The following is a 26,750-nucleotide window of genomic DNA, read 5'->3' as shown; positions in this document are numbered from 1 at the left end:
CCGCGCAGGGGGAATGCACGCCGAGTGCCCATCTCCGACGTCAGCGTGGAATGGCCGGGTGCCCCGAAGGGGTACAGTAAACGTCCGTTCTGCCGATAGGCTGACGAGCGCCTCTCCATTCACGCACGAGCCGAGCCAACCCATGTGGCCACCCTTCTCCCTCAACCGCCCGCTGCTGTGGGTGGGCCTGGTCGGCCTCACGGCGACCCTCTGGCTGCCCGATCTGCTCCTGCGCGGCGTGGCCCTGACGCTGGTGGCGGTCGGCCTGGCGGATGCCTGGCGGCAGGTGCGCCGCGAGCACCAGCACGCCCGGCTGGGCCAGGAGGCGCTGGCGCTGACCGAGGATGGCGTCATCATCACCGACGCCGCCAACCGGATCCTCGCCGTCAACCCCGCCTTCACCCGCATCACCGGCTTCAGCTTCGAGGAGGTGCGCGGCCGCAATGCCACCTCGCTGGCGGCCCCGCGCCACGACACTGCCTTCTTCGAGCGCTACTGGCAGACCCTGCAGGCCACCGGGCGCTGGGAGGGGGAGATGTGGAACCGGCGCAAGCACGGTGACGAGTACCCCGAGTGGCTGCGCGTGCGGGCCATCAGCGATGCCAGCGGGCGGCTCAGCCACCATGTCTGCCTGTTCACCGACATCTCGATGCACAAGGCGCGTGAGCGCGACCTGCGCCGGATCGGCTTCGAGGATCCCCTCACCGGCCTGCCGAATCGGCGGCGCCTCCATGACCTGATGGCCTCGCGGCTGCGCCACCTGCGCGCCGGGGAGAGCCTCGACATCGCGCTGGTCGACATCGACGGCTTCAAGGCGATCAACGACGCCCTCGGCGTGGAGCAGGGCGACCGGCTGCTGGCGCGCTTCGGCCAGCGCCTGGCCCACCACGTGGCCGGCGGCGTGGTGGGGCGCCTGGGCGGCGACGAGTTCATGGTGATCCGCACCACCACCTTCGACGACCACGACAAGTGGGTCGCCGGCCTCCACGCTCACCTCGGCGAGCCCTTCGAGCTGCAGGGGCACTCGCTGCGCCTGGGGCTCACCATCGGCAGCTGCCGCGCCCCCGAGGATGGCCGCGAGTCCGATACCCTCTTCCAGCGCCTGGAGTCGGCGCTCTACTCCGCCAAGCGCCATGGGCGCAATCACAGCCAGCGCTTCCGCCCCGCCCTGGACGTGCAGGAGAGCCCGCAGCTGGGGCTGGTCAACGACCTGCGCCACGCCCTGGCCGTCGGCGCCCAGCTGGAGCTGCACTACCAGGGGCAGCACCGCCTGGACGACGGCAGCCTGGTGGGCTGGGAGGCCCTGCTGCGCTGGCGCCACCCCCGGGACGGGCTGATCTCGCCGGCCGACTTCATCCCCCTGGCCGAGCGCCACGGCCTGATGGCCTCGCTGGGCAACTGGGTGATCGACGAGGCGCTGGCCTGCCAGGCGCGCTGGCGACGGCTGGGGATGCCCGAGCTGCCGGTGTGGATCAACGTCTCCGCGCTGCAGATGTTCCAGGGCGAGCTGGAGTCGGCGCTCAGCACGGGGCTGGCCCGCCACGGGGTGCCGGCGCGGCTGCTGGGGCTGGAGATCACCGAGTCGGTGCTGCTCGACGAGCGCGCCGGGGACATCGCCCCGCGCCTGGAGGCGCTGCGCGCGCTGGGGCACCCCGTCGCCATCGACGACTTCGGCACCGGCTACTCGTCGCTGGGCTATCTCAAGAAATTGCCGCTGGACAAGCTCAAGCTCGACCGCGCCTTCGTTCACGCCCTGCCCGGCGACCGCGCCGATGCCGCCATCGTCACCGCGGTGCTGGCCATGGCCCGGGGGCTTGACCTGGAGGTGATCGCCGAGGGGGTCGAGACCGAGGCGCAGCGTGACTTCCTGCGGGCCGCGGGCTGCGATCTGGTTCAGGGCTTCCTCTATGCGCGGCCGGAGCCGGCCGCCGCCCTCGAGGCGCGCCGTCAGCCGCAGGGGTCAGGCGCGGGAGCGCTCGCCGTGGCCGAGGCGAACGGTTAACCACAGGCAGAGCAGGCCCCACACCAGCGCCTGGGCGGGCAGCAGCCAGGGGGCGAGGGTCACATCGGCGAGGCGGGCGCCGGCGTAGTAGGAGAAGGGGCCGCTGATGGCGCCGCCCAGCACGGCGAGCCAGGGGCGCTGCCACAGCCAGGCCAGGGAGTGGTGGAGCAGGGTGGCGAAGAGCGGCCACAGCAGCCACAGCCAGAGCGGCAGCACCCCGAAGGCGAGCGGCTGGTCGCCGAACTCGAAGCCGCCGGCCAGCGTGAGCCCGCCGTCCACCGCCAGCCCCAGCGCCGCGAAGCCGGCCAGCCAGCGCCACTCGCCGGGCCGCGCCTGCCAGGCCAGGTGAAGGCCCAGGAGGAGGGCGGCGGCCGGCACCGCGACCCAGGAGCCCCCCAGCACGCAGGCCAGCCAGCCCAGCTCGAAGGCCGCCAGGTTGAGCAGGCTGCGCCGGGTGGCGGGCTGGCGCAGGGTCGAGACCATGGCCATGCCTCAGTGGCTGCCGGTCAGCGGAGCGGGGCGTGCGCCAGGCTTGGCCAGCAGCAGGTGGCAGGTGCCGATGCTGCGCTCCAGGAAACCGCCCTCGCAGTAGCAGAGGTAGTAGCGCCACATGCGGATGAAGCGCTCGTCATAGCCCAGCTTGCGCACCCGCTCGAGGTTGGCCTCGAAGCGGTGGCGCCATTCGCGCAGGGTGCGCGCGTAGTGGGTGCCGATCTCGTCCAGGGACAGCACGTTCATCGAGGTGCGCCGGGCCAGGCCGTCGAGGATGGCGCGGTGGGAGGGCAGGAAGCCGCCCGGGAAGATGTAGCGCTTGATGAAGTCCATCTCGCGCTTGGCCGCCTCGAAGCGCTGGTCGCGGATGGTGATGGCCTGCAGCATGGCCAGGCCATCGTCGGCCAGCAGGCGGTCCAGGGTGGCCAGGTAGGTGTCCAGGTACTGGTGCCCCACCGCCTCGATCATCTCCACCGAGATCAGCCGATCGAAACGCCCCTCGAGCTCCCGATAGTCCTGCTTGAGCAGGGTGATGCGATCCCCGAGTCCCTCCTCCTCGATGCGCCGCGCGGTATGGGCGTACTGCTCCTCGGAGATGGTGGTGGTGGTGACCCGGCAGCCGCGGGTGCGCGCCGCGTGGATGGCCAGTCCCCCCCAGCCGGTGCCGATCTCCAGCAGGTGGTGCTCGGGCCGCACGTCGAGGCGGTCCAGCATCAGGTCCAGCTTGAAGGTCGAGGCTTCCTCCAGGCTCGCCTCCGGGTAGGGGAACACGGCGCTGGAGTACATCAGGTGGCGTGCGTCCAGGAAGGTGGCGAAGAGTTCGTTGCCGATGTCGTAGTGGGCGGCGATATTGCGCCGCGAGCCCTTGAGGCTGTTGCGCTGCAGGCGATAGAGCGCGGAGAGCAGCCAGCGGCCCAGGCGGGCGGTGCCGTTCTCCATCTCGCCGTTGACCCGTTCCAGGTTGGCGGCGAGCAGCTGCACCAGGGCCACCAGGTCATCGGTATCCCAGTCCCCGTCCATATAGGCCTCGGCGGCGCCCACGGTGCCGCCCAGCGCCAGGCGCTTCCAGGCGCGGCTGTCGCGCACCACCAGGGTGACCTTCAGGGGGCCACCTTGGCCCAGCTGGTGGCGGCGGTGCCCCTCGATCAGGGTCACCTGGCCGCCCTCCAGGCGGTCGAGCTGGTCGAGCAGCCGGGGGCGCAGCCAGCGGGTCAGGCGGTCGGCCTCCTCCACGAGGGGGCGGGTGGTGCTTGCAGAGCGCAGGGTGTTCACGTGGACCTCTCCTTGCGGGAACTCGGGTCTGGGCCGGGGTGGTCGTGGATCGGCACGCGCTTGAGCCACAGGCGCAGGGCCTCGAAGTGGATACCGGCTAGGGTCTTGAGACTGATCCAGGGCTGGCGTGCCAGGGTGGCGAGCAGCACGACCCGGGTCGCCGGCCGGGCCTCCAGGGTCAGGGTGGCGTCGAAGTGGCACGCCTCGCCCTGCCAGGTCTCCATGTGCATCAGCAGGCGCTCTTCCGGAGTGTTGAAGCGCCAGCGGTAGACCATGTCCATGGGGTTGAAGGGCGAGACGTGCATCGCCTTGTCGAAGGTCGCCTGGTGGACGCGGCGAGCCGGCTCCACCGCGCAGGCGTAGCGCATGCGCTCGCCCCAGGGCACGTTGGTCACCTCGCCGAGCACGGCGCGCAGCTCGCCTTCGGCATCGAAGGCGTAGTAGAGCGAGATCGGGTTGAAGCCGACGCCGAAGGTGCGCAGCTGGGTCAGCAGGCAGATGCGGCCATCGGGGGCGAAGCCCAGCTGGCGCTTCAGCTCCTCGCGTACCGCTTGCTTCAGCGGCCGGTCATGGGGGGTGAGCTCGCCCTTGAGGTCGTCCTTGAGATCGTCCTTGAGATAGTCCTTGAGATAGTCCTCGCGCCGGAAGCGTGCCAGGGCCGGGCGCCGGGCGCTGAAGCCGGGCACCCCGTCGAAGAGCCCGGGAAGCTCGTCCAGGTCCAGCCAGGCCATCCACACCTGGTAGGTGAAGGCGTGGTGGCGCGGCAGGAAGCGCCGGTGGCGCAGGCTGCCGCGATAGATTCGCGAGCGGGGCGCGTGGCTCATGCCGCGCTGCCCTCGAGGGAGGCGGGCGCCGCCGCGGGCACGCCTGCCACCAGGCTCGGCCCCTCCTCGTCGCAGCCCAGGCCACGGGCCACCCGCAGCGCGCTCCAGACGCCGTCCTCGTGGAAGCCGTTGCGCCAGTAGGCGCCGCAGTAGTGGGTGCGGAAGGCGGGGCCCGAGATCTCGGCGTGGCGGGCCTTGGCCGCCTCGCCGGCCAGGGTGAACTGGGGGTGGGCGTAGGTGAAGCGTCCCAGCACCTTGTCCGGGTCGATGGCGTCACCATCGTTGAGGGTGACGCAGAAGGTGTGGGGCGCCGTCAGGCGCTGGAGGATGTTCATGTCGTAGGTCACCGAGATGCGCTCGTCGACGCCGCGCCCGTCGAGGCGGTAGTTCCAGCTCGCCCAGGCGCGCCGCCGGCGGGGCAGCAGGTGCGTATCGGTATGCAGCACCACCTCGTTGTCCTGGTAGGGCAGCGCAGCGAGGACCTCGCGCTCGGCGGGGGTCGGGTCCTCCAGCAGGGCCAGCGCCTGGTCGGCGTGGCAGGCCAGCACCACCTCGTCGAAGCGCTCGGTGCCGGCAGCGGTGCGCAGCTCGACCCCGTCGGCCAGGCGGCGGATGCCCTGCACCGGGGTCGAGAGCCGGATGCGGTCGGCGTAGGGGGCGGTGAGCGCCGGGATATAGCTCCGTGAGCCACCCACCAGGGTGTACCACTGGGGGCGGTCGTTGACCGACAACAGGCCGTGGTGGCGGAAGAAGCGCACGAAGAACTGCAGCGGGAAGTCGCGCAGGTCCTGCAGGCTCGCCGACCAGATGGCGGCTCCCATGGGCAGCAGGTAGCGGCGCTGGAAGGCGTCATTGTAGCCGTTGGCCTCGAGCCACTCGCCGAGGGTCATGGCCGGGTCCAGGGTGCCGGTTTCCAGCGCCCGGGTCGCCTCGCGGTTGAAGCGCAGGATGTCGCGCAGCAGTCGGTAGAAGCTCGGGCGCAGCAGGTTGCGACGCTGGGCGAAGAGGCTCGCCAGGGTGTGGCCGTTGTACTCGAAGTCCCGTGCCGTCTCGTGCACCGAGAAGCTCATCTCGGTGGGCTGGGAGGGCACCCCGAGTTGCGCCAGCAGGCGCCGGAAGTGGGGGTAGGTCCAGTCGTTGAAGACGATGAAGCCGGTATCGATCGCGTAGTGCCTGCCGTCCAGCTCGACATCCACCGAGGCGGTGTGGCCGCCCAGGCGGTCGGCGGCCTCGAAGAGGGTCACCTGGTGGCGGCCGGAGAGGTACCAGGCGGCGGCCATGCCGCCGATGCCGCTGCCGATCACGGCGATGCGGCGGGAGGGCTCCGGCGCCCCGGGGTGGCGATGGAAGGCGGTCATGGAGCGGTCTCCGTGGTGGTGGCCGTGCGCACCAGGCGCAGGCCCAGGCGGTGGCGCAGCGCCGGGGGCAGGATGCCCATCAGCTTCACCAGCAGGGTGAAGCGGCGCGGGAAGTGGATGTCCAGGCGGCGCCGCGCGAGCCCGTCGAGGATCGCTTCGGCGGCCTGGTCGGCCTCGATGCGCAGCGGCATCGCGAAGTCGTTGCGATCGGTGAGCGGGGTCTTCACGAAGCCGGGGTGGATCAGGCTGACGCCGATGCCCTCGCCGTGGAGGTCCAGGCGCAGGGCCTCGAGGAAGTGGCTGAGCGCCGCCTTGGAGGCGCCGTAGGCCTCGGCGCGGGGCAGCGGCAGATAGGCCGCGGCGCTGGAGGTGGCAGCGAGCAGCGGCCGGCCTCCCTCGGCGCGGGCCCGGCGCAAGAGCGGCAGGGCCGCACCGATGCAGTAGACGGCGCCGTGGAAGTTCGGCGCGAAGACCCGCTCCACCAGGTCGACGTCGAAACGGCCGGCCTCCAGGTATTCGCAGGTGCCGGCATTGAGCAGCGCCAGGTCGAGGCCGCCGAACGCCTCGGCGATCCGCTCGCCGGCGCGGGCCACCGCGGCGCGGTCGCTCACGTCCAGGGGCAGCAGCAGGGCGTTGTCGCGCCCGGCGGCCAGCGCCTCGAGGTCGGCCTCGCCCCGGGCGCTGAGCGCGACCCGGTGGCCATCGGCCAGCAGGCGCTCGGCGAGGGCGCGGCCGATGCCGGAGGTGGCGCCGGTGAGCCAGATGCGTTGGGTGCCGGATAGGGACATGCAACCTCCAGTGATCGGCGTCCTGCTGCCGGGGTGGCCGCCGGGGGTTCCGTCAGCCGTCGAGTCGTCGTTTCACCAGGCGGATGGCGCCGCCGAGCAGCGGCAGGCGCTCGTAGAGCATGGCGCCGGCGTCGAAGTAGTCCTGGTGCCGGGCCACCCGGCCATCCGCAGCGAAGGTCAGGTGCGAACAGCCCGATACCCGTATCTCGCGCCCCCCATCGAGCCGCGGATGGGTCAGGTGCATGGTCCAGGTGGCGAAGGCCTGATCGCCCGAACGCTGTCGCTCATGAAAGTCGAAGCGGCACGCTGTCACGTTCTCGTACAGGGTCGCGAAGTAGCGTTCCAGAGCCCTTGCGCCCTCTATCCGGTGAAGCGGGTCGATAAAGAGCACATCGGGAGTATAGAACTCGTAGAGATCTTTTGTACAGCTCTTGTCTAGCTTATTGAAGAAGGCGCAGAAGGCCTCCAGCCGCTGGTCTGCTGTCGCTGCCATGGGTGACTCCTGAATCGGTCGTTACCGCGGTGTCAGTCGGCCTTCAGCGCCTTGAAGGCGTCGAGGGCCCGTGCCCGTGCCGCCTTGTGGTCGACGATGGGGGCGGGGTAGTCGACGCCGCTGAGCAGGTCACGGGGCGGTGCGTGACGGGCCTTCGCCGGCAGCCCGGCCAGCGCCGGCAGCCACTCGGCCAGGAAGGTGCCCTCGGGGTCGAACCGCTGGGACTGGGTGGTGGGGTTGAAGATGCGAAAGTAGGGGGCGGCGTCGGTGCCGGTGGAGGCGGCCCACTGCCAGCCGCCGTTGTTGGCGCAGAACTCGCCGTCCACCAGGTGGCGCAGGAAGAAGGCCTCGCCGCGGCGCCAGTCGATCAGCAGGTGCTTCGAGAGGAACATGGCGGTGATCATGCGCAGGCGGTTGTGCATCCAGCCGGTGGCGACGAGCTGGCGCATGGCGGCATCGACGATGGGGTAGCCGGTGCGCCCCTCGCACCAGGCGGCAAAGCCCTCGTCGTCGTCGCGCCAGGCCAGCGCCTCGGTATGAGCCTGGAAGGGGCGGTGGCGGCACACCTGGGGGAAGCCCACCGCCACGTGGCGGTAGAACTCGCGCCACACCAGTTCGTTGACCCAGGCCACCAGGCCGGCATCGCCCTCGGCGAGGCTGCCGTCGTTCTCGGCCAGCACCGCCTGCAGGCACTGGCGGTGGGAGATCATGCCCAGCGCCAGGTAGGGGGAGAGCTCGCTGGTGCCGCGGATCGCCGGAAAGTCGCGCTGCTTCGCGTAGTAGCGGCCACGGAAGCGCAGGAAGCGCTCCAGGCGGTCGGCGGCGGGGCCTTCGCCGGCGGGCCACTGGCGGCCGTCGATGGGCGCATCCTCGAGCTCGGGCAGCGCGGGGAGCGGGTCGCAGGCGATGCCGGTCTCCGCCTGGGGGGCGGGGGTGTCGGCCAGCGCCAGGCGCTCCGCCGTCAGCTGGCGATGCCAGCTCTTCGCGAAGGGGGTGAAGACGCCGTAGTAGTCGCCCTTGCCGGTGAGCAGCTCCCCCGGGGCGAAGGCCACGCTGTCGTGGTGGCCATGGGCCTCGAGCCCGGCATCACGGAAGGCGGCAAGCACGGCGGCGTCGCGGCGCTGCTCGTCCAGCGGGTATTCGTGGTTGAAGTGCAGGGCGCTGGCGCCGGTCTCCCGGGCGATGGCCATCAGCGCCGCCGGTGACTCGGCGAAGTCCTCGATGTCGCGGTGCAGCAGCGGGATGTTGAGCCCCGCGAGGGCCTCCCCGAGGGCGGCCACGCCCCGGGCGCGGAAGTCGAGCGGGTTGGCGCCGTGGCCGTGGCGCCGCCAGTGGGGCAGGCTGCGCAGGAAGACGGCGACCACCGGGCCGCGGGCGGCGGCCGCGGCCAGGGCGCGGTTGTCCTGCACGCGCAGGTCGCTGCGAAACCACATCAGGGCGAGGGGCATGGCGGACCTACCTCGACAGTGGGGGCATCAAGTCGCCGAGCCGCGCCATCGCCAGGCCCAGGTCGTCGCCCAGCACCGCGACGCCGCTCTCCGTCAGGTCGGCCTCGCGGATGCGGGCCACCGGGCCGCACAGCGTCAGCGGGACCTCGAGCTGCTCGGCCAGGCGCGGCAGCTGGCGGCGCACCAGGTCGCTGCGTCCGGCGTGGCTGCCGGTCATCAGCACGCCGGCGGCGCCCAGCGCCTCCACCGCCAGGGGCAGCTCGCCGAAGGGCAGCGGCGTGTCCAGCAGCGACACCCGATAGCCGCGATCGCTGGCCGCCAGGGCGGCCAGCAGCTGCCACAAAGTGCCGGGATCGTCGGGCAGCGGCACCATCAGCAGCACCGGGCCCGGCGCCTGGCCGTTGGCGTGGTAGAGGCGGGTGCCGATGCGGGTGCGCAGGAAGGCCTCCAGGCTGAGGCGCTGCAGGGTATCGCCGAGCCGCTCGCCCCAGCGCTCCTCGAGCGCCTGCACCACGGGCGCCCACAGCTCGGCGAGGCACACCGCCACCGGATAGAGCGAGAGCGACTGGGCGTAGAGGGTCTCCAGGCGCGCCAGGTCCAGGGCCTCCACCGCGGTGACCAGCTGCGCGCGCTGGCCCGGCCAGTCGCTGGCGTCGGCCGGCGGGGCCTCGCTGGCCTCGGGGCGGTCGAGCAGCTCGCACACCTGGCTGACCGGCACGCCGCGGTTGAGCCACTGCAGGATCTGCTCCACCCGCTCGATGTCTTCCCGGGCGTAGAGGCGGTGCCCCTTGGGGGTGCGCTGGGGCTTGATCAGCCCGTAGCGTCGCTCCCAGGCGCGCAGCGTCACCGAGTTCACGCCGGTGATGCGGGAGACCTCGCGGATCGGGTAGAGGGGCGTATCGCCGGCGTGCTGTGAGTGGTCGTTCATGGCGTGCAGGACCTCCCGATCCTGGAGGTAGTGGGTGTCTGGGCGGATGACATGGCGAACTCCTGTCACGGTCGGTTCAGGTGGCGTCGGCCACCAGGGCCTCGCCGAGATGGTGGCCGGAGAGCCAGGCGTCCTCGACCCGCGGGCCGCGCCAGCCGTCGCCGCACAGCGCCAGGCCGCTGGCCGAGAGGCGGTAGTCGCGGTTGACGGCCTCGCCGGTGGCGAAGACGTCGGGTTGGGCGTAGCGCCAGCGATGGGCGCCCAGCGCGCTGGGCGCAGGCAGCCGGACGCCTTCGGGCAGCGCCTGCTGGAAGGCCTCGAGCAGCGCCTCGACGACGGTCTCGGGGCTGTCCTCCAGGCGCGCCTCGCTCCACTCGAGGTTGGCCAGCAGGCTCAGGCTCTCGCCCTGCGCCTGGCGCCCGGGCTTGAGCTGGTTGCGGGTGACGAAGCGCAGCCGCGCGTCGGCCAGGCGCACCGCCTGCCAGTCGGCATCGACCCCGGGCAGCGCCGGCAGGGGGGCATCGAACAGCGCCCAGGCGGCCCAGCAGGGGCGCTGGATCACCCCCTCGCAGGCCTCGGCCAGGGTGGCGTCGTGAGGTGCCACCAGGGGGTGGGCCTGGGGGGAGGGTGTGCTGATCACCACCCGGGCGAAGGGGCCGTGGTGCGCGCCATGCTCGTCCACCAGCTGCCACTCCCCGGCGCTGCCCTCGAGGCGCTCGATGCGGGTCCCGGCCAGCAGCGTCAGCCCCTCGGCCAGGTGGCGGGTCACGGCGCTCATGCGCGGCGCACCGCACAGGCGCTCCAGGTCATCCTCGTGGCGCGCCCAGCGCCCCTCCTGGGCCGACCACAGCGAGGTGGGCCAGGGGGCGATGCAGCCGGCCTTTCGCCACGCCGCCACGGCGCGGCGAAAGGCGGGGTCGCGGACGCTGAAGAACTGGGCCCCCAGGTCGAGCACCGCCTCGGGCAGGCGACGGCTGGACATTCGCCCGCCGGCGCCGCGCGCCTTGTCGAACAGGGTCACCGGCAGGCCGGCGGCATCCAGCGCCCGGGCGCAGGCCAGGCCGGCGATGCCGGCCCCGATGATGGCGGTAGCAGGAGGGGGATCAGAGCGCATGGCAGCGTCACTCTTGGTGGTTTTCAGCTAGACTAGCAGAAGTGTACAACAGCTGTATAACCTATGGCAGATACCCGTCATCCATTAGACGTCATTACAGGTAACAGGAGAGCGCGATGCGAGTGCTGATCACCGGCGGCAGCGGATTCGTGGGGCAGCGGCTGTGCCAGCGCCTGGTCGAGGCGGGACACCGGCTACTGGTGGTGTCGCGGGACCCGGCGGCGGTGAAAGGGCGACTGCCCGCGGGGGCGGACATTCGCCGCTCGGTGCTGGATTTCGTGGACACCCCGCCGGACGCCATCGTCAACCTGGCCGGCGAATCCATCGCCGCCAGGCGCTGGAGCGATGACCAGAAGCAGCGGCTGATCGACTCGCGGGTCAACATCACCCGCGACCTGGTGATCCTCTGCGAGCAGCTCAAGGCCAGCGGCAGCGGAGCGCCTCGGGTGATGGTGTCGGGCTCGGCCATGGGCTACTACGGCGACCAGGAGGGGCGCGAGGTCAGCGAAGAGACGCCGCCCCACGACGAGTTTGCCCACCGGCTCTGCAAGCGCTGGGAAGACACCGCCCGCGAGGCGGCCGACTTCGGCACCCGGGTGGTGCTGCTGCGCATCGGCCTGGTGCTCGACAGCGGCGGCGGCAGCCTGCAGAAGATGCTGCCCCCCTTCAAGTTCGGGCTGGGGGGGCGCTTCGGCACGGGCCAGCAGTTCATGCCCTGGATCCATCGCGAGGACCTGGTGCGGGCGATCCTCTTCCTGCTCGACAACGACGAGCTCGAGGGCCCCTTCAACGGCAGCGCCCCGCACCCGGTGACCAACGCCGAGTTCACCCGCACCCTGGCCAAGCAGCTCAGGCGCCCGGCCATCTTCCCGGTGCCGGCCATCGTGCTGGAGACCGCCTTCGGCGAGATGTCGCGGCTGCTGCTCACCGGCGCCGACATGCGCCCGAAGCGCCTTCAGGAGGCGGGCTTCCAGTTCCGCTTCGAGACCCTGGAAGCCGCCCTGGCGGATATTCTGGGCTGAAGGCCTGTCGGCGGAACAGCCCCGCCTACCTTGCTTCTTCGCCCACCGTGACGATCACCCGCACCGAGTCCAGGCGCAGGCGGGTGCCCTCGATGGCCTCGTCCAGCGCCTGGCGTTCGGCGCGCAGCGCGGTGAGTTCGTCCTCGCGCACCGCCGGGTTGTGGCGTGCCAGGGCCGTCAGGCGGGCCAGCTCCCCATCCAGCGCCTCGCGCATGCGCCCCTGGGCCGCCTCGGTGATGGAGGGCAGCTCGCGCTCCGCCTCGGCCTCGCCGCGGTCGAGCAGTTCGCGCAGCACCTCCAGGCGGCTGCGGATCAGGTCCCGCGCCATGGCCTTCTTGACCTTCTGCAGGTTCTTCGAGAGCCCGGTGAAGGAGATCTTGTCGGTCAGGTTGACGCCCGACTCGTCGAGCAGCACCCGCACCGCGGTGGGCGGCAGGAAGCGGTTGAGGTGCAGCTTCCTGGGGGCCGGGCAGTGGGTGCGGAACACCAGCTCGGCCATGATCCGCCCGGGGGGGCAGCGCCGGGTGCCGGAGCAGCGCCAGCGCGGTGTTGCCCATGGTGCCGTCCAGGATCCGGCCCATCATCTCGCGCAGCAGCGGGTGCTCCCAGGAGAGGCGCTGGACGTCGTCCCGGGAGAGCGCACGCAGCCGCGAGAAGGTGGCCGAGAAGCCCTCCTCGCCCTTGGCCAGGCCGGGCAGGCCGTCGAGCATCTGGGGGCTCGGCAGCAGGTGCTGGATGCCGCCGCCCAGCTCCTGGCTGTCCACCCCGAAGATGTCCAGGGCCAGGTCCAGGTAGCGGGGCAGGGCGCGGTCCTCGTCCAGCTCGCGGATCGCCGCCGCCACCGCCTCGGCGCGGCCGGGGCGGCAGGCGTTGAGCTCCAGCAGGCGGTTGCGCCCGGCGTCGCGCTCGGCCAGGCGGCTCTCGAACAGCACCCGGGTCTCCTCGATCACCTCCGCCATGCCCTCGTCGTCGACCAGCGCCTCGGCCAGGGCGTCGCCGAAGGCATCGAAGATCTCGCTGCCGATGCCGTGGGGGGCGCTGAAGGCGTCCATGCCGTCGCGGTACCAGCGCAGCAGCTTCTCGCCGGGGCTGGCCTCGAACACCGGCACGTGGATCTCGATGGCGTGACGCTGGCCGATGCGGTCCAGGCGGCCGATGCGCTGCTCCAGCTGGTCCGGATGGATGGGCAGGTCGAACATCACCAGGTGGCGGCAGAACTGGAAGTTGCGCCCCTCGGAGCCGATCTCCGAGCAGACCAGCACCTGGCAGCCCTCCTCCTCGTCGGCGAAGGCCGCCGCGGCGCGGTCGCGTTCCACCAGGGAGAGCCCCTCGTGGAACACCGGCGCGTGGTAGCCGCCCAGCACGCGCAGCGCCTCGGCCAGGCCCTGGGCGGTCTCCCGATCGTGGGCGATCACCAGCACCTTGTCGCCGGCGAGCCCCCCCTCGCCGTCGTCGGCCAGCCGCTCCAGCAGCCAGTTGACCCGCGGGTCGATCTGCCACCAGGGCTCCTCGTTGAGCGGGTCGTCGGCCAGGGCCCGGTACATGGCGTCCAGGTAGATCAGCACCTCGGGGTGGTCGAGGCCGGTCTCGATCAGCAGCTCGTCGAGGTAGTCCTCGTCGCGCTCCAGCTTGCGCAGCACTCGGCGGTAGGCCGAGGGCGGGGCCAGCTCGGTGACGTGCAGGCGCCGCTCCGGGAAGCCGCCCACGTGGCGGCGGCTGTTGCGGAACATCACCCGGCCGGTGCCGTGGCGGTCGAGCAGCTGGTCGCGCAGCTGGTCCCGGGCAGCCGCATGCTGGGCCTCGCTGGCCTCGGGGTTGGCCAGGGTGGCGAGCAGCGCCAGGCTGTCGGCCTCGTTGATCACCGCGGCGACCCGGTCGCGGTCCGCGTCATCGCCGGGCAGGCGCTCCAGGGCATCGATCGCCTCGGCCACCTCCACGTAGTGGGCCTCCTCCTCGCGGAAGCGCTCCAGGCTATGGTAGCGGTCCGGGTCGAGCAGGCGCAGGCGGGCGAAGTGGCTCGCCACGCCCATCTGCTCGGGGGTGGCGGTGAGCAGCAGCACCCCCTCGCTCTCGCCGGCCAGGCGCGCCACGCAGGCGTAGCCGGGGGCCCATCTGCTCCTCGCTCCAGTCCAGGTGGTGGGCCTCGTCGACGATCAGCAGGTCCCAGGCGCAGGCCAGGGCCTGGGACTGGCGGTGGGGGTTGGCGAACAGCCAGTCCTGGCTGGCCAGGATGATCTGTCCGGCCTCGAAGGGGTTGGCATCGCCGTGGGCCTGGCTCTGCTGCTCGTCGAGCAGGGTCACCTCGAGGGCGAAGCGGCGCAGCAGCTCCACCAGCCACTGGTGGCAGAGGCTCGCCGGCACCAGGATCAGCGCCCGCTCGGCACGCCCGGTGAGCAGCAGGCGGTGCAGGATCAGCCCCGCCTCGATGGTCTTGCCCAGCCCCACCTCGTCGGCCAGCAGCACCCGAGGGGCATGGCGCCGGGAGACCTCGTCGGCGATGTAGAGCTGGTGCGGGATCAGGTCGATGCGCGGCCCGGCCAGGCCCAGCGCCGGGTTCTGCTCGATGCGGTGGTGGTGGTGCAGGGTGCGGAAGCGCAGCTCGAACCAGTCGTTACGGTCCACCTGGCCGGTGAGCAGGCGGTCGCGGGCCTGGTCGAACTGCATGGTGTCGGCGAGCCGCGCCTCGGGCAGCTCGGTGAGCTCGCCCCGCTCGTCCTCGCCGATATAGACGATCAGGCCGCCGAGCTCCTTGGTGTCGTCCACGGTCAGGGTCCAGCCCTCGGCGGCGCGGATGCGGTCGCCGCTGCCGAACACCACCCGGGTCAGCGGAGCCTGGCGGCTGCTGTAGGTGCGGGTTTCCTGGCTGGCGCCGAACAGCACGGTGACGCTGCGCGCATCGCAGCTCAGGATGGTGCCCAGGCCGAGTTCGGCCTCGCCGTCGCTGATCCAGCGCTGGCCGGGGGAGAAGTCGCTCATGATGCCTCGGAGGATGCTGAAGAGTGGGTGCGCTCATGGCCGCCGTGACGGGGCGGGCCGAACAGGGCGCGGTATCTTACAGCAAAGGGCGGCGCGGCTTAAGCGTGGTGATTCGTCTCGGGCCGTTGCTCGAGGCTATTCCGGCGACAGGCCCTCGAGGGGGCGCTGTGAATACATCCCTGTACGTATATGGAGTCCTCCCCGTTTGCAAGCACGAGGCACGATGGTCGGTAGGTACGACTGCACACGTATTTCCGGTCTCAGTAATGATGCTCTCATGAACATCGGACCTTGATGGGCTATCCGCACGTCAGCTCCCAATCGCTACCTCGAGCTCAAAAGGCTCAGCGTCCAGAAGGGGTTGTCTGACGTCGGTTCGACCTGTTCGCCATCCTGCAGCATGCTCAGCAATCGTGGTGGACGGTGCTCAATATTATATTAACGTGCTAAATCCAATGGTTTTTCATGCCGAAAGCCGGGACGCCAGCGACGCATCATAGGCGCTCTCATGGCGGGTTACCGCCCAGGCGATACGTGCCGTCTTGTTGGCCAGTGCGACGACCGCCACATTGGCATGTTTGTGCTCGGCCAGGTGCCTGACCCACTGGCTCAGGCCGTCGTCCTTGGTACCCACATGCCGGAGCACCGATCGCGCACCATGCACCAGTAGCTTGCGCAGGTAACTGTCGCCGCGTTTGCTGATGCCCAGCAGGCGGTCTCGCCCCCCGGTGCTGTGTTGTCGAGGCGTCAAGCCGAGCGAGGCGGCAAAATCTCGCCCGCGCCGAAAGCTCTTGCCATCGCCGAGGGCGCCGGCCAGCGCGGTGGCGGTCAGTGGACCGATACCCTGCAGCGTCATCAGCCGCTTGGCCACGGGGTCTGCCTTGGCCTGTCGCTCGAGGCTCGCCGTGACCGTCGCGATGCGCTCATCCAGGTGTCGCAGATCCTCGGCAAGGCCGGCAAGCAGGACACGAAAGGCATCCGTCAGCCCGTTGTCTGCCTCTTCCAGCCAGCGAGGCAGGGCGGCACGCAACTGACCGATACCCACCGGAGCGACCAGGCCATACTCCCCCACCAGCCCACGTATCTGATTGGCCTTGGCCGTGCGCTGCCGTACCAGCTCTTCACGAATGCGGTGTGCCGCCTGGGTATCCTGCTGAGCGACGCTCTTGACGGCCACGAAGCGCATGCTGGGCCGCCCCATGGCTTCACAGATCGCTTCGGCGTCGACCCGGTCATTCTTGTTGCTCTTCACGTAGGGCGTCACGAACTGTGCGGCGATCAACTTGACGCGATAGCCTCGCTCCTGCAAGGCCCGCGCCCAGTAGTGAGACGAGGCACAGGCTTCCATGCCGATTTCGGCTCCCGCCGGCACCCGCTTGCTGACCTCATCCAGCCATTTTTCGCGGGTGTACTTACCTTGCCACTGCACCTGATCATGGCGATCGACGCCGTGGACATGAAAAACAGACTTTGCGATATCGACGCCGACACGGGTAATGTTCATGACGAGTTCTCCTCACCCTCAGGCTGGTTGGTGTTCCTGCCCACCAGTGTGGCGCAATGACGCCGATATAGGGTGGGGAGGACTCCATCCCATTGCTACCGATGCCATCCCTGGCATAGGACCCCCTCTCCGGCCTGCCCCCGGCGCCTCTCGCTGCAGGCAACTGCAACAGAGTCTGTCGCGTCGGGCCATACCGATGGGGCGTGGCTCAGTGGCGGTCCAGCCAGGCGCCGAGCTGGGCCCGGGAGAGCTCGCCCACGTGGCGCTCCACGGCGCGCCCGGAGGCGTCGAACAGCAGCGTGGTCGGCAGTCCTGGCGCCTCCAGCAGCACCATCAGCTCCTGGCGCGGATCGAGCAGCGGGTAGCGGAACTCGAGCCCCTGGTCGTCCAGGTAGCGGATCACCTGCAGCAGCTCCTCGCCCTGGTTGGCCACCACCACGGTGACGCCGTCGCGGGCGTCGGCCTCGGCCAGCAGTGGCATCTCGCGCAGGCAGGGCGGGCACCAGGTGGCCCACAGGTTGAGCACCACCGTCTCGCCCTGCAAGTCGCGCAGATTGACGGTCTCGCCGTCGAGGGTCTCCAGGGCGATATCGGGCAGCGCGTCGATGGTCAGGCCGCTGCCCAGGGGGGCCAGCGTCACCATCACCAGCCACAGGCTCGCCGCCCCCACGGTCAGGGCCATGGCGCCGATTAGCCGCAGCAGATGGTGGCGCAGGGCCCAGCCGGTCCACAGCAGCGCAGCCACCAGCCCCCACAGGCCGTGGAAGCCCGGCTGCCACAGCTTGAGGATATCCAGCGGGGCCGCGGCGTAGGCCTCCAGGTGGAGCAGCACGTGGCCGGTACGCGCCCCCACCAGCCAGGCCAGCACCAGGCCATTGAACCAGCGGGCGTGTTCGCCCCGCGGCAGCCCCAGCAGCCAGGCGCTCAGCGCCAGCAGCAGCAGGGCGGCGCCCAGCGCGTAGAGGCGCGGCACCGAGAGCAGCACGGGGCCGAGGGCGATGGCATCCATGGGGCGGGCTCCTGAACAATGGGGCAGGGTCGTGGCGATGCAGGGTCGGCGGCCGGCGCGCGAGCGGGTACACTTGGTCACCCGAAAAGGCGCTGCCTGCGTCGATACCCTGACCCTGCCAAGCCTACTGCCGGGCGGCAGGGCTGTCATCCGTCCGCCACCCTCGTCATGGGAGCCTGCATGGCCAAGCCTGCCTTCGACACCCTGCGCGCCCTGGCCATCGCCAGCCAGGCGCTGGGCTTCATCCTGATCATCACCCTGGAGACGATGATGGGCGACGCCGCCCGCTACTGGCAGGGCTGGACCCTGGCGGCCATGGTCGCCACCGCGCTCGGCATCGCCCTGGTGCGGCTCTATCGCCGCAACAAGGCGCGCAAGGCGCTGGCGCGACGGCTGGCCGACGACGATGGCGATGCCTGAGGCGTGGCGGCCCGCCGGCGGGCCGCCACGGCTCCGGCTCGCCCCGCTGCTGGCGCTCCTGCTGCTGCTGGCGGGCTGCGCCGGCGCCCCGCAGCCGCGCGTGCACACTACGGCGCTGCCGCCCTGGGAGGTCGCCGAGACCCCCCTGGGCCGCTGGGCCGCCGAGCAGGCCGAGGCCCACCCGGGCCAGAGCGGCCTGGCCCTGCTGGCCAACGGCAAGGATGCCTTCGCGGTGCGTGGCCTGCTCACCGCCCGGGCCGAGCGCCGCCTCGACATCCAGACCTACCTGATGGGCGATGGCCTGACCACCCGGGTGCTGCTGGCCCGGGTGCTGGACGCCGCCGAGCGCGGCGTCGAGGTGCGCCTGCTGATCGACGACATCGGCGCTGTGGGGCAGGGCCAGCGCCTGGCCGCCCTGGACAGCCACCCCAACCTGCAGGTGCGCGTCTACCACCCGCTTCCGGTGGGGCGCGCCAACCTGGCCACCCGGGTGCTGGCCACCATCCCGGTGCTGCCGCGCCACCACCGGCGCATGCACAACAAGCTATGGATCGCCGACAACGCCCTGGCCATCGCCGGCGGCCGCAACCTGGGCGACGAGTACTACAACGCCAGCGAGCCCCGCAACTTCGCCGACCTCGACCTGCTGACGGTGGGCGAGGTGGTGGCCCCCCTGTCGATTAGCTTCGATCTCTACTGGAACCATGGCCTGGCCCAGCCCGTGGGGCGCTACCACCGCGTCGAGGCCGACGCCTGGCGGGCCCTGCGCGAGGAGCTCGCCGCCCGGCTCGCCGAGGAGAGCGACTCCGACTACTTCCAGGCGCTGCGCGAGCGCCACGAGGAACGCGATCGCCAGCGCCTGGTGGATGTCCTGCACTGGGGGCAGGCCGAGGCGCTGTGGGACCCGCCGGGCAAGCCGGCCTGGCGCGGCCGCCCGGCCCTGGACGAGACCATGGCGGGGCAGCTGTGGGCGCGGGTGGCCCCCGAGGCGCGCCTGAGCCTGGTCTCGGCCTACTTCGTGCCCACCGCCGAGGGCAGCCGGGTGCTGCAGGAGCTGGCGGAGGCCGGCGTCGCGGTGGAGGTGGTCACCAACTCCCTGGAGGCCACCGATGTGCCGGTGGTCCACGGGGCCTATATGCCCCATCGCCGCGCGCTGCTGGAGAGCGGCGTGGCGCTCTTCGAGCTGCGCGCCGAGCACGCCGACGGCGAGGGGGCCACCATGGGCATGCCGGGCACCTCCGCCTCGGCGCTGCATATCAAGGCCCTGGCGATAGACGAGGAGACCGTCTTCGTGGGCTCGGCCAACGCCGACCCGCGTTCGGTATGGTGGAACAGCGAGCTGGGCGTGCTGGCCGAGAGTGAGGGCCTGGCCCGGGAGTTTCGCGAACTGGTGGAGGAGGGGGCGAGCCCCGAGCTGAGCTACCGGGTGACCCTCGACGACGGCCGGCTGGGATGGGAGACACGCCATGACGACGAGATGGTCCGCCTCGCCCGGGAGCCCGGCGGCCCCTGGCGACACGCCAACGCCTGGCTGACCCGCCTGCTGCGGCTGGAGCGCTGGCTGTAGCGCGCCCCGCCCGTCGAGACGCGAGCAAGGAGAGACGCGATGAATGACCCCCAGACCCGAGACGCCGAGGAGGCGAGCCAGGACGCGGAGCGGCGCCAGGCCCGGCGCGAGCGACTCCAGGTCACCCTCGGCCTCTTTCTCGGCCCCCTGGCGGCGGCACTGCTGCTGTGGATGGAGGCGCCGGCGGACATGCCGGCGGCGGCCTGGCAGGTGGTGGCGCTGACCGCCTGGATGGCGGTGTGGTGGGTGCTGGAGCCGGTACCCATCGCCGTCACCGCCCTGCTGCCGGTGGCGCTGCTGCCGCTGCTCGGCGTGGGCACCATCCACTCGGTGGCCGCCCCCTACGCCAACCCGCTGATCTTCCTCTTCCTCGGCGGCTTCCTGCTGGCCGAGGCGATCCAACGCTGGGGGCTGCATCGGCGCATCGCCATGCTGGTGCTGCGGGTCTCGGGCAGCCGCCCGGACCGGCTGGTGGCGGGCTTCATGCTCGCCACCGCGGCGCTGAGCATGTGGGTCAGCAACACCGCCACCGCCGCGCTGATGGTGCCCATCGGTCTATCCGTGCTGGCCATGCTGGAGCGCCAGGGCGGCGCCGGTGCCAGCCGCCATATGGCCCTGACGCTGCTGCTGGGGATCGCCCTGGCCGCCAACATCGGCGGCATGGGCACCCTGATCGGCACCCCGCCCAACGCCCTGCTGGCCGGCTTCATGGGCGAGAGCTACGGCATCGAGATCGGCTTCGCCCAGTGGATGGCGGTGGCCGTGCCCCCTTCGCTGCTGCTGCTGGCGCTGGCCTGGTGGCTGCTCACCCGCTGGGTCTACCCGGTGGAGCGCCGCGAGGTGCCCGGGGTGGCCGAGATGCTCGCCGACCAGGCCCGGGATCTCGGGCGCATGACCCGGCCCGAGCAGCGGGTGGCGGCGATCTTTGTTCTGGTGGCCCTGGCCTGGATCACCCGGCCGCTGCTGGAGCGCGCCCTCGGGGTGGAGCTCAGCGATGCCGGGATCGCCATCATCGGGGCGCTGCTGCTGTTTGTGGTGCCGGCGCGCTGGCGCCAGCGCCAGTTCCTGATGGACTGGGAGAGCGCCAAGCACCTGCCCTGGGGCGTGCTGATCATGGTGGGCGGCGGGCTCAGCCTCGGCACCGCCATCGAGGGGAGCGGCCTGGCCGCCGTGGTGGCCGAGGGGCTCGGCGTCTTCGGCAGCTGGCCCACCTGGACCATGGTGGCCATGGTGGCACTGGCGGTGATGCTGATGAGCCACGTCACCAGCAACACCGCCACCGCGGCGGCCATCCTGCCGCTGACCGCCTCGCTCACCGTCAGCCTGGGGGCCAGCCCGCTGCTGCTCTCGGTGCCGGTGGCCATGGCGGCCAGCTGCGCCTTCATGCTGCCGGTGGCGACGCCGCCCAACGCCGTGGTATTCGCCAGCGGCAAGCTCAGCGTGGCCGAGATGGTGCGCGCCGGGGCCCTGATCAGCGTCGCGGCGCTGCTGGTGATCATTCTGGTGGTCTTTGCCCTGGCCATGCCGATCCTCGGCTTCGGCTGGGCGGCCTGATCCAGGACATGGCCGAAACGCCCGCAGGGTCTAGTCTGTAGGAAGTGGGGCGCATGCCTCCTTCTTCAACACTGTGAAAAGGGCAGTCACGCCATGTTCAAGACCCTTGTGGTTCCCGTCGATGGTTCCGCGCACGCGGAGAAGGCGCTGGGGGTTGCCGCCGAGCTGGCGCGCAGCGGCGGCGCCACCCTGCACCTGCTCAATGTTCCCGAGGCGGCTCCCGATAACATCGGCATCCTGGTGGGCGGCAGCACCGAGCCCATGTCCGAGGTGGAGCGCGAGAAGCTGGCCGAGGGGGTGCGCAAGGCCGGTGAGAAGGTGATCGACAAGGCCAGGGCCGCGGTGGATCTGGCCGGCCTCGAGGTCAAGGCGCTGGTGCGCCAGGGCAAGGCCGGCGAGCGCATCATCGAGGCCGCCGAGGAGGTCAATGCCGATGCGATCGTCATGGGCAGCCGCGGCATGAGCGATCTCAGGGGCATGGTGGTGGGCAGCGTTTCCCACCGGGTCAGCCACACCGCCGGCTGCAGCGTGATCACCGTGACCTGACGCGCCGTCGTCTCAGCACCCAGCGAAAGGATGAAGAAGCGAAAGGACGAAGAAGCGCAGGGGTGACAAGAGAGGTGCGGCAAGAGAAAGGGTGACATGTCAGGCACACGAAAAAGGCCTTGCGGGTAACCGCAAGGCCTTGAATTCGTTGGTCGGAGCGACAGGATTCGAACCTACGACCTCTGCCTCCCGAAGGCAGCGCTCTACCAAGCTGAGCTACGCTCCGACGCGTTGGGCTGATGCCTCAACGGGGTCGCATTATACCCGCCGCGGGGCGCTTTGCAAGCCCCGCGCGGCGGGCCGGTTCACGCCTTGCGCTCCACCGCCAGGCGGGCCAGGTCGGCCATGCTGTCGCGATAGGGCGAGGCGGGCAGCTTCTCGAGCTGGGCGAGGGCCAGGTCGGCCATCTCCTCGGCCCGGGTGCGGGTGTAGTCGAGGGCGCCGGTGGCGTTCACGATGGCCAGCACCTCGTCGAGATGGTCCAGCCCGCCCTTGCGGATCGCGCGGCGGATCACCGCGGCCTGCTCCGGGGTGCCGGCGGCCATGGCCTGGATCAGCGGCAGGGTCGGCTTGCCTTCGGCCAGGTCGTCGCCGACGTTCTTGCCCATCGCCTCGGCGTCGCCCTGGTAGTCGAGCAGGTCGTCGATCAGCTGGAAGGCCAGGCCCAGGTAGCGGCCATAGTACTGCAGGGCGGCCTCCTGCTCCGGGGTCGCCTCGGCGAGGATGGCGCCGCTGTGGCTGGCCGCCTCGAAGAGCATGGCGGTCTTGCCCTGGATGGTCTCGAAGTAGGCCGCCTCGTCGATGTCCGGGTTGCCCACGTTGGTCAGCTGCTGCACCTCGCCCTCGGCGATGACGCAGGTGGCGGAGGAGAGCACGTCCATGATCCGCATGGAGCCCACCTCTACCATCATCTGGAAGGAGCGCGAGTAGAGGAAGTCGCCGACCAGCACCGAGGGGGCGTTGCCCCAGGCGTCGTTGGCGGTGGCCTTGCCGCGACGCATGTGGGACTCGTCCACCACGTCGTCATGCAGCAGGGTCGAGGTGTGCATGAACTCGATCAGGGTGGCCAGGGTCACATGGCGCTCGCCCTGGTAGCCCAGCGCCCGGGCCGCCAGCAGCACCAGCAGCGGGCGCAGCCGCTTGCCGCCGCTCTCGATGATGTACTGGCCGATGGTCTCCACCAGCGGAATCCGCGAGTTGAGCTGATCCATGATGGTGCGGTTGACCGCGGCGAAATCCTCGGCCACGACGGCGTGGATCGGCGATGGAGCGGCGGTGGGGGAGGAGACATTGGCAGTCATGGAGGCGGCTTCGACGGAATTGATGGGGGCCGGGGCGTGGCGGCCCCCTCTGGCCTTGGGTTGCCGGCCATGCTATGGGGCCCCCTCATGGGCGTCAAGGCGAGCCGCCGCGGGGCGGGCGGGCCGGCGCCAGCGGCAGGCGCGGTGCGGGTTGTGTCGCCATCGGCACGCGGTTATAATGCGCGGCCCACTCATCCCGCTCCCTGTCAGATGGTGCCAGAAGAGGCGCCACTCGCCGCAGGTCGATCAAGAGCCAACCCTGATGAGTCCTGGAGAGAAAAGCATGTACGCAGTTATCAAGAGCGGCGGCAAGCAGTACCGCGTTCAGGAAGGCCAGACCCTCAAGCTGGAGAAGATCGAAGTCCCGACCGGCGAGTCCGTCGACTTCGACGAGGTGCTGCTGGTTGCCGATGGCGACGACGTCAAGATTGGCGCTCCGCTCCTCGAGGGTGCCAAGGTCTCTGCCGAGATCGTCTCCCACGGCCGTGGCGACAAGGTCACCATCATCAAGTTCCGTCGCCGCAAGCACCACATGAAGCGTCAGGGCCACCGCCAGTGGTTCACTGAAGTCAAGATCACCGGGATCTCCGCGTAAGCGGCCCATCCCCTGAACGGAGGATTTTTCCATGGCACATAAGAAGGCAGCCGGCTCCACGCGTAACGGCCGCGATTCAGAATCCAAGCGCCTTGGCGTCAAGCTGTTCGGTGGCCAGGCCGTCACCGCCGGCAACATCATCGTGCGTCAGCGCGGCACCAAGTTCCACGCCGGCGTCGGCGTGGGCCTCGGCCGCGACCACACCCTGTTCGCCCTGAACGACGGTGTGATCAAGTTCGAGACCAAGGGTCCGAAGAACCGCAAGTTCGTCAGCGTCGTCTCTGCCTGAGACGCCTGAGGCTTGCAGCAGGAAGGCCCCGCCCAGGCGGGGCCTTCTTGTACATATACTATGGCGGTTGGGATCTCAGGTGCCGTCAGGAGAGTGACAGATGCAGTTCGTCGACGAAGCCTCGATCATCGTGGAGGCCGGCAATGGGGGCAATGGCTGCCTCAGTTTCCGGCGTGAGAAGTATGTGCCCAAGGGCGGCCCGGACGGCGGCGATGGCGGCCACGGCGGCAGCGTCTACCTGATCGGTGATGACGCCCTCAACACCCTGATCGACTTCCGCTACCAGCGCTTCTACAAGGCCCAGAACGGTCAGCCCGGCATGGGCCGGCAGATGAGCGGTCGCGCCGGTGAGGACCTGCACATCAAGGTGCCGGTGGGCACCACGGTGATCGACGAGGAGACCCTCGAGGTGATCGCCGACGTCACCGAGATCGGGCAGGTGGTGCTGGTGGCCCAGGGCGGACGCCGGGGGCTTGGCAACATCCACTTCAAGTCCTCCACCAACCGCGCGCCGCGGCGGACCACGCCGGGCACCTCGGGCGAGCGCCGCAACCTGCGCCTGGAGATGAAGGTGATGGCCGACGTGGGCCTGCTGGGCATGCCCAACGCCGGCAAGTCGACGCTGATCCGCGCCGTCTCCGCCGCCAAGCCCAAGGTCGCCAACTACCCCTTCACCACCCTGGTGCCCAACCTGGGTGTGGTGAAGCTCGGCATGCACGAGCACTTCGTGATGGCCGATGTGCCGGGGCTGATCGAGGGGGCCTCAGAAGGCGCCGGCCTGGGTCTGCGCTTCCTCAAGCACCTGACCCGCACCCGGCTGCTGTTCCACGTGGTGGACGTGGCGCCCTTCGACGAGTCCGACCCGGTGGAGGCCGCCGATGCGATCATCCACGAGCTGGGTGAGTTCTCCCCGGCGCTGGCCGAGCTGCCGCGCTGGCTGGTGCTCAACAAGCTCGACCTGCTTCCCGAGGAGGAGCGCGAGGCCAAGGCCGACGAGATCGTGCGCCGCCTGGGCTGGGAGGGGCCGGTATTCCGCATCTCGGCGATCTCCGGCGATGGCACCGACGCCCTGGTGCAGGCCGCCCACCGCTGGCTCACCGAGCAGCGCCAGCTCGAGAACGAGGACGAGGAGGCTGCCGAGCGGGCCCGCGAGATGCGTGCTCGCATGGAGGACGAGGCGGTCGCCCGCACCGAGGCGCGCCTGGGCCGCAGGCGCAAGAAGGTCGATGAGGACGACGACGACTTCGATGACGACGATTACGACGTCGAGGTCGAATACGCGCCCTGATGAAGTAGACTTGCGATAGAGGGGTCGGAGACGGGAGGTGCCTGATGAACGCCCTGTTGAGTCGTATCACGATTGACCCTGCCCAGTGCGGAGGCAGGCCCTGCATTCGTGGCATGCGTATTCGAGTGGTCGACGTGCTCGACCTGCTGGCGCAAGGGTTGACCGCACAGGAAGTGCTTGAGGAGCTGCCGGATCTGGAGCAGGAGGATATCCTGGCGTCTCTGCAGTTTGCCGCGCGCCGTCTCGACCATCCTGTTCTTGCGGCATGATCCTCTGGGTCGACGCTCAGCTTTCGCCTCATCTGGCGCCCTGGATGACAGACACCCTCGGGGTGGAGGCCTATTCGGCTCGCTGGCTTGGCTACCGCGATGCGACGGATGAGGATATCTTCGCGGCTGCACGAGATGCCGGTGCCATAGTGCTGACCAAGGACCGGGACTTTCCTGACCTTCTGGAGCGTTATGGTCCGCCCCCTAAAGTCATCTGGGTGACCATGGGGAATACGACCAACGCCCGTATGCGTGAGGTGCTGCAGCGTCTTCTGCCGACGGCCCTTGAGCTGCTGGCCAAGGGAGAGTCTCTGGTGGAGCTGAGTGATCGGCAGTAGTTCTTCCCACGTAACTTCAGGATCAAACATGACGGAAGGGGTTCAGAATCCCGGCCGCGAGGCGCTGGCGGGCGCCCGGCGGGTGGTGGTGAAGATCGGCAGCGCGCTGCTGACCAACGACGGCCGCGGCCTCGACGAGGCCGCCATCGGCGGCTGGGTCGACCAGATCGCCGCGCTGCATCGTCGCGGCATCGAGGTGGTGCTGGTCTCCTCCGGCGCGGTGGCCGCCGGCATGGTGCGCCTCGGTTGGCAGGCGCGCCCCTCGGCGGTGCACGAGCTGCAGGCCGCGGCCGCGGTAGGCCAGAACGGCCTCACCGAGTGCTACGAGGGCCACTTCGCCCGCCACGGCCTGCTCACCGCCCAGGTGCTGCTGACCCACGACGACCTCTCCAACCGCAAGCGCTACCTCAACGCCCGCTCGGCGCTGCGCACCCTGGTCGATCTGCGGGTGGTGCCGGTGATCAACGAGAACGACACCGTGGTCACCGACGAGATCCGCTTCGGCGACAACGACACCCTGGGCGCCCTGGTGGCCAACCTGCTGGAGGCCGATGCGTTGATCATCCTCACCGACCAGGAGGGGCTGTTCGACGCCGACCCGCGCAGCAACCCCGAGGCGCGGATGGTCCATGAGGGGCGCGCCGACGACCCGGCACTGGCCGCGGTGGCCGGCGGCGGCGGGGCGCTTGGCCGCGGCGGCATGGTGACCAAGATCCGCGCGGCGCACCTGGCGGCGCGCTCCGGCGCCTTCACCGCCATCGCCAGCGGCCGCCAGCCCGAGGTGCTCACCCGGCTGATGGCAGGCGAGCGCCTGGGTACCCTGCTGCGCCCGGACCAGGCCCCCATCGCGGCGCGCAAGCGCTGGCTGGCCGGCCAGCTGCAGGTGCGCGGCACCCTGACCCTGGACGCCGGTGCGGTGAAGGTGCTGCGCGAGAGCGGCTCCAGCCTGCTGGCGGTAGGGGTCAAGGCGGTGGCGGGGCAGTTCCGCCGCGGCGACATGGTGCTCTGCCTCGACGAGGCCGGCGAGCGTGTCGCCAAGGGGCTGGTCAACTACGGCGCCGATGACGCCGCGCGTCTGCTCGGCAAGCCGAGCCACCAGATCGAGGCGATCCTCGGTTTCATGGAGGCCCCGGAGCTGATCCACCGCGACAACCTGGTGGTGCTCTAGCCGCGCTTGTCACCGGCGCTATGGCAAGCGCGGCGCGGGCTGTGATAGGATACGCCATCCTCTCAGACACGGCCCGTGAACGATCGCTGATGTCAAGCGGTCGGCCAGATGGCCAAGCCGGCGGAAAGTCGCGTACTTTTCTGCCGGATCAATACGTTATCGATGCCGTCATCACACGGGCGGCG

Annotated in this window: 24 protein-coding genes, 1 tRNA gene and 1 pseudogene; 12 read left to right on the top strand and 14 right to left on the bottom strand. The window is 70.4% G+C overall.

Annotated features, from left to right (window positions below; translation table 11 throughout):
- The first annotated feature begins 142 nt into the window (after positions 1-142).
- A complete protein-coding gene (locus HIR79_RS18025; protein ID WP_169959399.1) occupies positions 143-2,002 on the top strand; it encodes a putative bifunctional diguanylate cyclase/phosphodiesterase in 1,860 nt (619 codons plus the stop codon).
- Here the strand turns inward: HIR79_RS18025 and HIR79_RS18020 are convergent.
- The 9 genes from HIR79_RS18020 to HIR79_RS17980 form a co-directional block, all read right to left on the bottom strand.
- The gene (locus tag HIR79_RS18020) at positions 1,961-2,485 is read right to left on the bottom strand and encodes a DUF2878 domain-containing protein (protein ID WP_169959398.1); all 525 of its coding nucleotides are present in this window, start codon (positions 2,483-2,485) and stop codon (positions 1,961-1,963) included. The two genes, HIR79_RS18025 and HIR79_RS18020, sit on opposite strands and share 42 nt — an antisense overlap.
- 9 nt (positions 2,486-2,494) lie before the next feature.
- Positions 2,495-3,766 (bottom strand): SAM-dependent methyltransferase, encoded by a 1,272-nt coding sequence (locus HIR79_RS18015; protein WP_169959397.1) that lies wholly within the window; start codon positions 3,764-3,766, stop codon positions 2,495-2,497.
- A complete protein-coding gene (locus HIR79_RS18010) occupies positions 3,763-4,590 on the bottom strand; it encodes a DUF1365 domain-containing protein (protein ID WP_169959396.1) in 828 nt (275 codons plus the stop codon). The genes HIR79_RS18015 and HIR79_RS18010 overlap by 4 nt, the downstream gene beginning before the upstream one ends.
- Entirely contained in the window at positions 4,587-5,948 is a 1,362-nt protein-coding gene (locus tag HIR79_RS18005; protein WP_169959395.1) for an NAD(P)/FAD-dependent oxidoreductase, read from the bottom strand. Before HIR79_RS18005 ends, HIR79_RS18010 begins: the two co-directional genes overlap by 4 nt.
- Complete coding sequence (locus HIR79_RS18000) at positions 5,945-6,736, bottom strand: SDR family NAD(P)-dependent oxidoreductase (protein ID WP_169959394.1); 792 nt, start codon at positions 6,734-6,736, stop codon at positions 5,945-5,947. Before HIR79_RS18000 ends, HIR79_RS18005 begins: the two co-directional genes overlap by 4 nt.
- Positions 6,737-6,788: 52 nt before the next feature.
- Positions 6,789-7,229, bottom strand: a complete 441-nt coding sequence (locus tag HIR79_RS17995; protein ID WP_169959393.1) for a nuclear transport factor 2 family protein — start codon at positions 7,227-7,229, stop codon at positions 6,789-6,791.
- Between the two features lie 32 nt (positions 7,230-7,261).
- Positions 7,262-8,677 carry a deoxyribodipyrimidine photo-lyase gene (phrB, locus tag HIR79_RS17990; RefSeq protein WP_169959392.1) on the bottom strand — a complete coding sequence of 472 codons (1,416 nt, stop codon included), beginning with the start codon at positions 8,675-8,677 and terminating at the stop codon, positions 7,262-7,264.
- Between the two features lie 7 nt (positions 8,678-8,684).
- Positions 8,685-9,605, bottom strand: coding sequence for a MerR family transcriptional regulator (locus HIR79_RS17985; protein WP_169959391.1), 921 nt, complete (start codon positions 9,603-9,605; stop codon positions 8,685-8,687).
- A 76-nt stretch (positions 9,606-9,681) separates the two neighbouring features.
- Positions 9,682-10,719: an NAD(P)/FAD-dependent oxidoreductase gene (locus HIR79_RS17980; protein ID WP_169959390.1), complete on the bottom strand. Its 1,038-nt coding sequence runs from the start codon at positions 10,717-10,719 to the stop codon at positions 9,682-9,684.
- A gap of 116 nt (positions 10,720-10,835) precedes the next feature.
- Here HIR79_RS17980 and HIR79_RS17975 point away from each other — a divergent pair, with 116 nt between their 5' ends.
- Entirely contained in the window at positions 10,836-11,741 is a 906-nt protein-coding gene (locus HIR79_RS17975) for a TIGR01777 family oxidoreductase (RefSeq protein WP_119022589.1), read from the top strand.
- Between the two features lie 25 nt (positions 11,742-11,766).
- Here HIR79_RS17975 and rapA read toward each other — a convergent pair.
- The 3 genes and pseudogenes from rapA to HIR79_RS17960 form a co-directional block, all read right to left on the bottom strand.
- A pseudogene (gene rapA, locus HIR79_RS17970) lies at positions 11,767-14,717 on the bottom strand (RNA polymerase-associated protein RapA).
- 463 nt (positions 14,718-15,180) lie between these two features.
- Positions 15,181-16,221 carry an IS110 family RNA-guided transposase gene (locus HIR79_RS17965; RefSeq protein ID WP_169957516.1) on the bottom strand — a complete coding sequence of 347 codons (1,041 nt, stop codon included), beginning with the start codon at positions 16,219-16,221 and terminating at the stop codon, positions 15,181-15,183.
- Between the two features lie 208 nt (positions 16,222-16,429).
- Positions 16,430-17,230 (bottom strand): TlpA disulfide reductase family protein, encoded by an 801-nt coding sequence (locus HIR79_RS17960; RefSeq protein ID WP_169959389.1) that lies wholly within the window; start codon positions 17,228-17,230, stop codon positions 16,430-16,432.
- A 180-nt stretch (positions 17,231-17,410) separates the two neighbouring features.
- On the opposite strand from HIR79_RS17960, the gene HIR79_RS17955 reads away from it, so the two are divergent.
- The 4 genes from HIR79_RS17955 (at position 17,411) to HIR79_RS17940 (ending at position 21,317) form a co-directional block, all read left to right on the top strand.
- Entirely contained in the window at positions 17,411-17,650 is a 240-nt protein-coding gene (locus HIR79_RS17955) for a hypothetical protein (protein ID WP_110070530.1), read from the top strand.
- The gene (locus tag HIR79_RS17950) at positions 17,643-19,217 is read left to right on the top strand and encodes a phospholipase D family protein (protein WP_249322205.1); all 1,575 of its coding nucleotides are present in this window, start codon (positions 17,643-17,645) and stop codon (positions 19,215-19,217) included. The genes HIR79_RS17955 and HIR79_RS17950 overlap by 8 nt, the downstream gene beginning before the upstream one ends.
- A 39-nt stretch (positions 19,218-19,256) precedes the next feature.
- Positions 19,257-20,771, top strand: a complete 1,515-nt coding sequence (locus HIR79_RS17945; protein WP_169959388.1) for an SLC13 family permease — start codon at positions 19,257-19,259, stop codon at positions 20,769-20,771.
- Between the two features lie 93 nt (positions 20,772-20,864).
- Positions 20,865-21,317, top strand: coding sequence for a universal stress protein (locus HIR79_RS17940; RefSeq protein WP_169959387.1), 453 nt, complete (start codon positions 20,865-20,867; stop codon positions 21,315-21,317).
- A gap of 149 nt (positions 21,318-21,466) precedes the next feature.
- Here HIR79_RS17940 and HIR79_RS17935 read toward each other — a convergent pair.
- Together HIR79_RS17935 and ispB are read right to left on the bottom strand one after the other, a co-directional pair.
- Positions 21,467-21,543 (bottom strand) — tRNA-Pro (locus HIR79_RS17935).
- Between the two features lie 79 nt (positions 21,544-21,622).
- Complete coding sequence (gene ispB, locus HIR79_RS17930; RefSeq protein ID WP_169959386.1) at positions 21,623-22,618, bottom strand: octaprenyl diphosphate synthase; 996 nt, start codon at positions 22,616-22,618, stop codon at positions 21,623-21,625.
- A gap of 283 nt (positions 22,619-22,901) precedes the next feature.
- On the opposite strand from ispB, the gene rplU reads away from it, so the two are divergent.
- From rplU to proB, 6 genes are all read left to right on the top strand, one after another.
- A complete protein-coding gene (rplU, locus tag HIR79_RS17925) occupies positions 22,902-23,213 on the top strand; it encodes a 50S ribosomal protein L21 (RefSeq protein ID WP_169959385.1) in 312 nt (103 codons plus the stop codon).
- A gap of 31 nt (positions 23,214-23,244) precedes the next feature.
- Positions 23,245-23,502 (top strand): 50S ribosomal protein L27, encoded by a 258-nt coding sequence (gene rpmA / locus HIR79_RS17920; RefSeq protein ID WP_110070533.1) that lies wholly within the window; start codon positions 23,245-23,247, stop codon positions 23,500-23,502.
- A 100-nt stretch (positions 23,503-23,602) separates the two neighbouring features.
- Positions 23,603-24,790 carry an Obg family GTPase CgtA gene (cgtA, locus tag HIR79_RS17915; RefSeq protein WP_169959384.1) on the top strand — a complete coding sequence of 396 codons (1,188 nt, stop codon included), beginning with the start codon at positions 23,603-23,605 and terminating at the stop codon, positions 24,788-24,790.
- 44 nt (positions 24,791-24,834) lie between these two features.
- Positions 24,835-25,059 carry a DUF433 domain-containing protein gene (locus HIR79_RS17910; RefSeq protein WP_169959383.1) on the top strand — a complete coding sequence of 75 codons (225 nt, stop codon included), beginning with the start codon at positions 24,835-24,837 and terminating at the stop codon, positions 25,057-25,059.
- Positions 25,060-25,103: 44 nt separating this feature from the next.
- On the top strand, positions 25,104-25,397 hold the full coding sequence (locus HIR79_RS17905) for a DUF5615 family PIN-like protein (protein ID WP_249322204.1): 294 nt from the start codon (positions 25,104-25,106) through the stop codon (positions 25,395-25,397).
- Positions 25,398-25,425: 28 nt separating this feature from the next.
- Complete coding sequence (gene proB / locus HIR79_RS17900) at positions 25,426-26,565, top strand: glutamate 5-kinase (RefSeq protein WP_169959381.1); 1,140 nt, start codon at positions 25,426-25,428, stop codon at positions 26,563-26,565.
- Positions 26,566-26,750: the final 185 nt, after the last annotated feature.

The sequence above is a fragment of the Halomonas sp. PGE1 genome, from assembly GCF_013000985.1.
Classification (GTDB): Bacteria; Pseudomonadota; Gammaproteobacteria; order Pseudomonadales; family Halomonadaceae; genus Halomonas; species Halomonas alkalicola.
This window is presented reverse-complemented; position numbering and strand designations above follow the sequence as displayed.

Bases quoted from the DNA above. Each gene is read 5' to 3' on its own strand.
- HIR79_RS18025 (WP_169959399.1), top strand. From the start codon at position 143: ATGTGGCCACCCTTCTCCCTCAACCGCCCGCTGCTGTGGGTGGGCCTG.
- HIR79_RS18020 (WP_169959398.1), bottom strand. From the start codon at position 2,485: ATGGTCTCGACCCTGCGCCAGCCCGCCACCCGGCGCAGCCTGCTCAAC.
- HIR79_RS18010 (WP_169959396.1), bottom strand. From the start codon at position 4,590: ATGAGCCACGCGCCCCGCTCGCGAATCTATCGCGGCAGCCTGCGCCAC.
- HIR79_RS18005 (WP_169959395.1), bottom strand. From the start codon at position 5,948: ATGACCGCCTTCCATCGCCACCCCGGGGCGCCGGAGCCCTCCCGCCGC.
- HIR79_RS18000 (WP_169959394.1), bottom strand. From the start codon at position 6,736: ATGTCCCTATCCGGCACCCAACGCATCTGGCTCACCGGCGCCACCTCC.
- HIR79_RS17995 (WP_169959393.1), bottom strand. From the start codon at position 7,229: ATGGCAGCGACAGCAGACCAGCGGCTGGAGGCCTTCTGCGCCTTCTTC.
- phrB (WP_169959392.1), bottom strand. From the start codon at position 8,677: ATGCCCCTCGCCCTGATGTGGTTTCGCAGCGACCTGCGCGTGCAGGAC.
- HIR79_RS17985 (WP_169959391.1), bottom strand. From the start codon at position 9,605: ATGAACGACCACTCACAGCACGCCGGCGATACGCCCCTCTACCCGATC.
- HIR79_RS17980 (WP_169959390.1), bottom strand. From the start codon at position 10,719: ATGCGCTCTGATCCCCCTCCTGCTACCGCCATCATCGGGGCCGGCATC.
- HIR79_RS17975 (WP_119022589.1), top strand. From the start codon at position 10,836: ATGCGAGTGCTGATCACCGGCGGCAGCGGATTCGTGGGGCAGCGGCTG.
- HIR79_RS17965 (WP_169957516.1), bottom strand. From the start codon at position 16,221: ATGAACATTACCCGTGTCGGCGTCGATATCGCAAAGTCTGTTTTTCAT.
- HIR79_RS17960 (WP_169959389.1), bottom strand. From the start codon at position 17,230: ATGGATGCCATCGCCCTCGGCCCCGTGCTGCTCTCGGTGCCGCGCCTC.
- HIR79_RS17955 (WP_110070530.1), top strand. From the start codon at position 17,411: ATGGCCAAGCCTGCCTTCGACACCCTGCGCGCCCTGGCCATCGCCAGC.
- HIR79_RS17950 (WP_249322205.1), top strand. From the start codon at position 17,643: ATGCCTGAGGCGTGGCGGCCCGCCGGCGGGCCGCCACGGCTCCGGCTC.
- HIR79_RS17945 (WP_169959388.1), top strand. From the start codon at position 19,257: ATGAATGACCCCCAGACCCGAGACGCCGAGGAGGCGAGCCAGGACGCG.
- HIR79_RS17940 (WP_169959387.1), top strand. From the start codon at position 20,865: ATGTTCAAGACCCTTGTGGTTCCCGTCGATGGTTCCGCGCACGCGGAG.
- ispB (WP_169959386.1), bottom strand. From the start codon at position 22,618: ATGACTGCCAATGTCTCCTCCCCCACCGCCGCTCCATCGCCGATCCAC.
- rplU (WP_169959385.1), top strand. From the start codon at position 22,902: ATGTACGCAGTTATCAAGAGCGGCGGCAAGCAGTACCGCGTTCAGGAA.
- rpmA (WP_110070533.1), top strand. From the start codon at position 23,245: ATGGCACATAAGAAGGCAGCCGGCTCCACGCGTAACGGCCGCGATTCA.
- cgtA (WP_169959384.1), top strand. From the start codon at position 23,603: ATGCAGTTCGTCGACGAAGCCTCGATCATCGTGGAGGCCGGCAATGGG.
- HIR79_RS17910 (WP_169959383.1), top strand. From the start codon at position 24,835: ATGAACGCCCTGTTGAGTCGTATCACGATTGACCCTGCCCAGTGCGGA.
- HIR79_RS17905 (WP_249322204.1), top strand. From the start codon at position 25,104: ATGACAGACACCCTCGGGGTGGAGGCCTATTCGGCTCGCTGGCTTGGC.
- proB (WP_169959381.1), top strand. From the start codon at position 25,426: ATGACGGAAGGGGTTCAGAATCCCGGCCGCGAGGCGCTGGCGGGCGCC.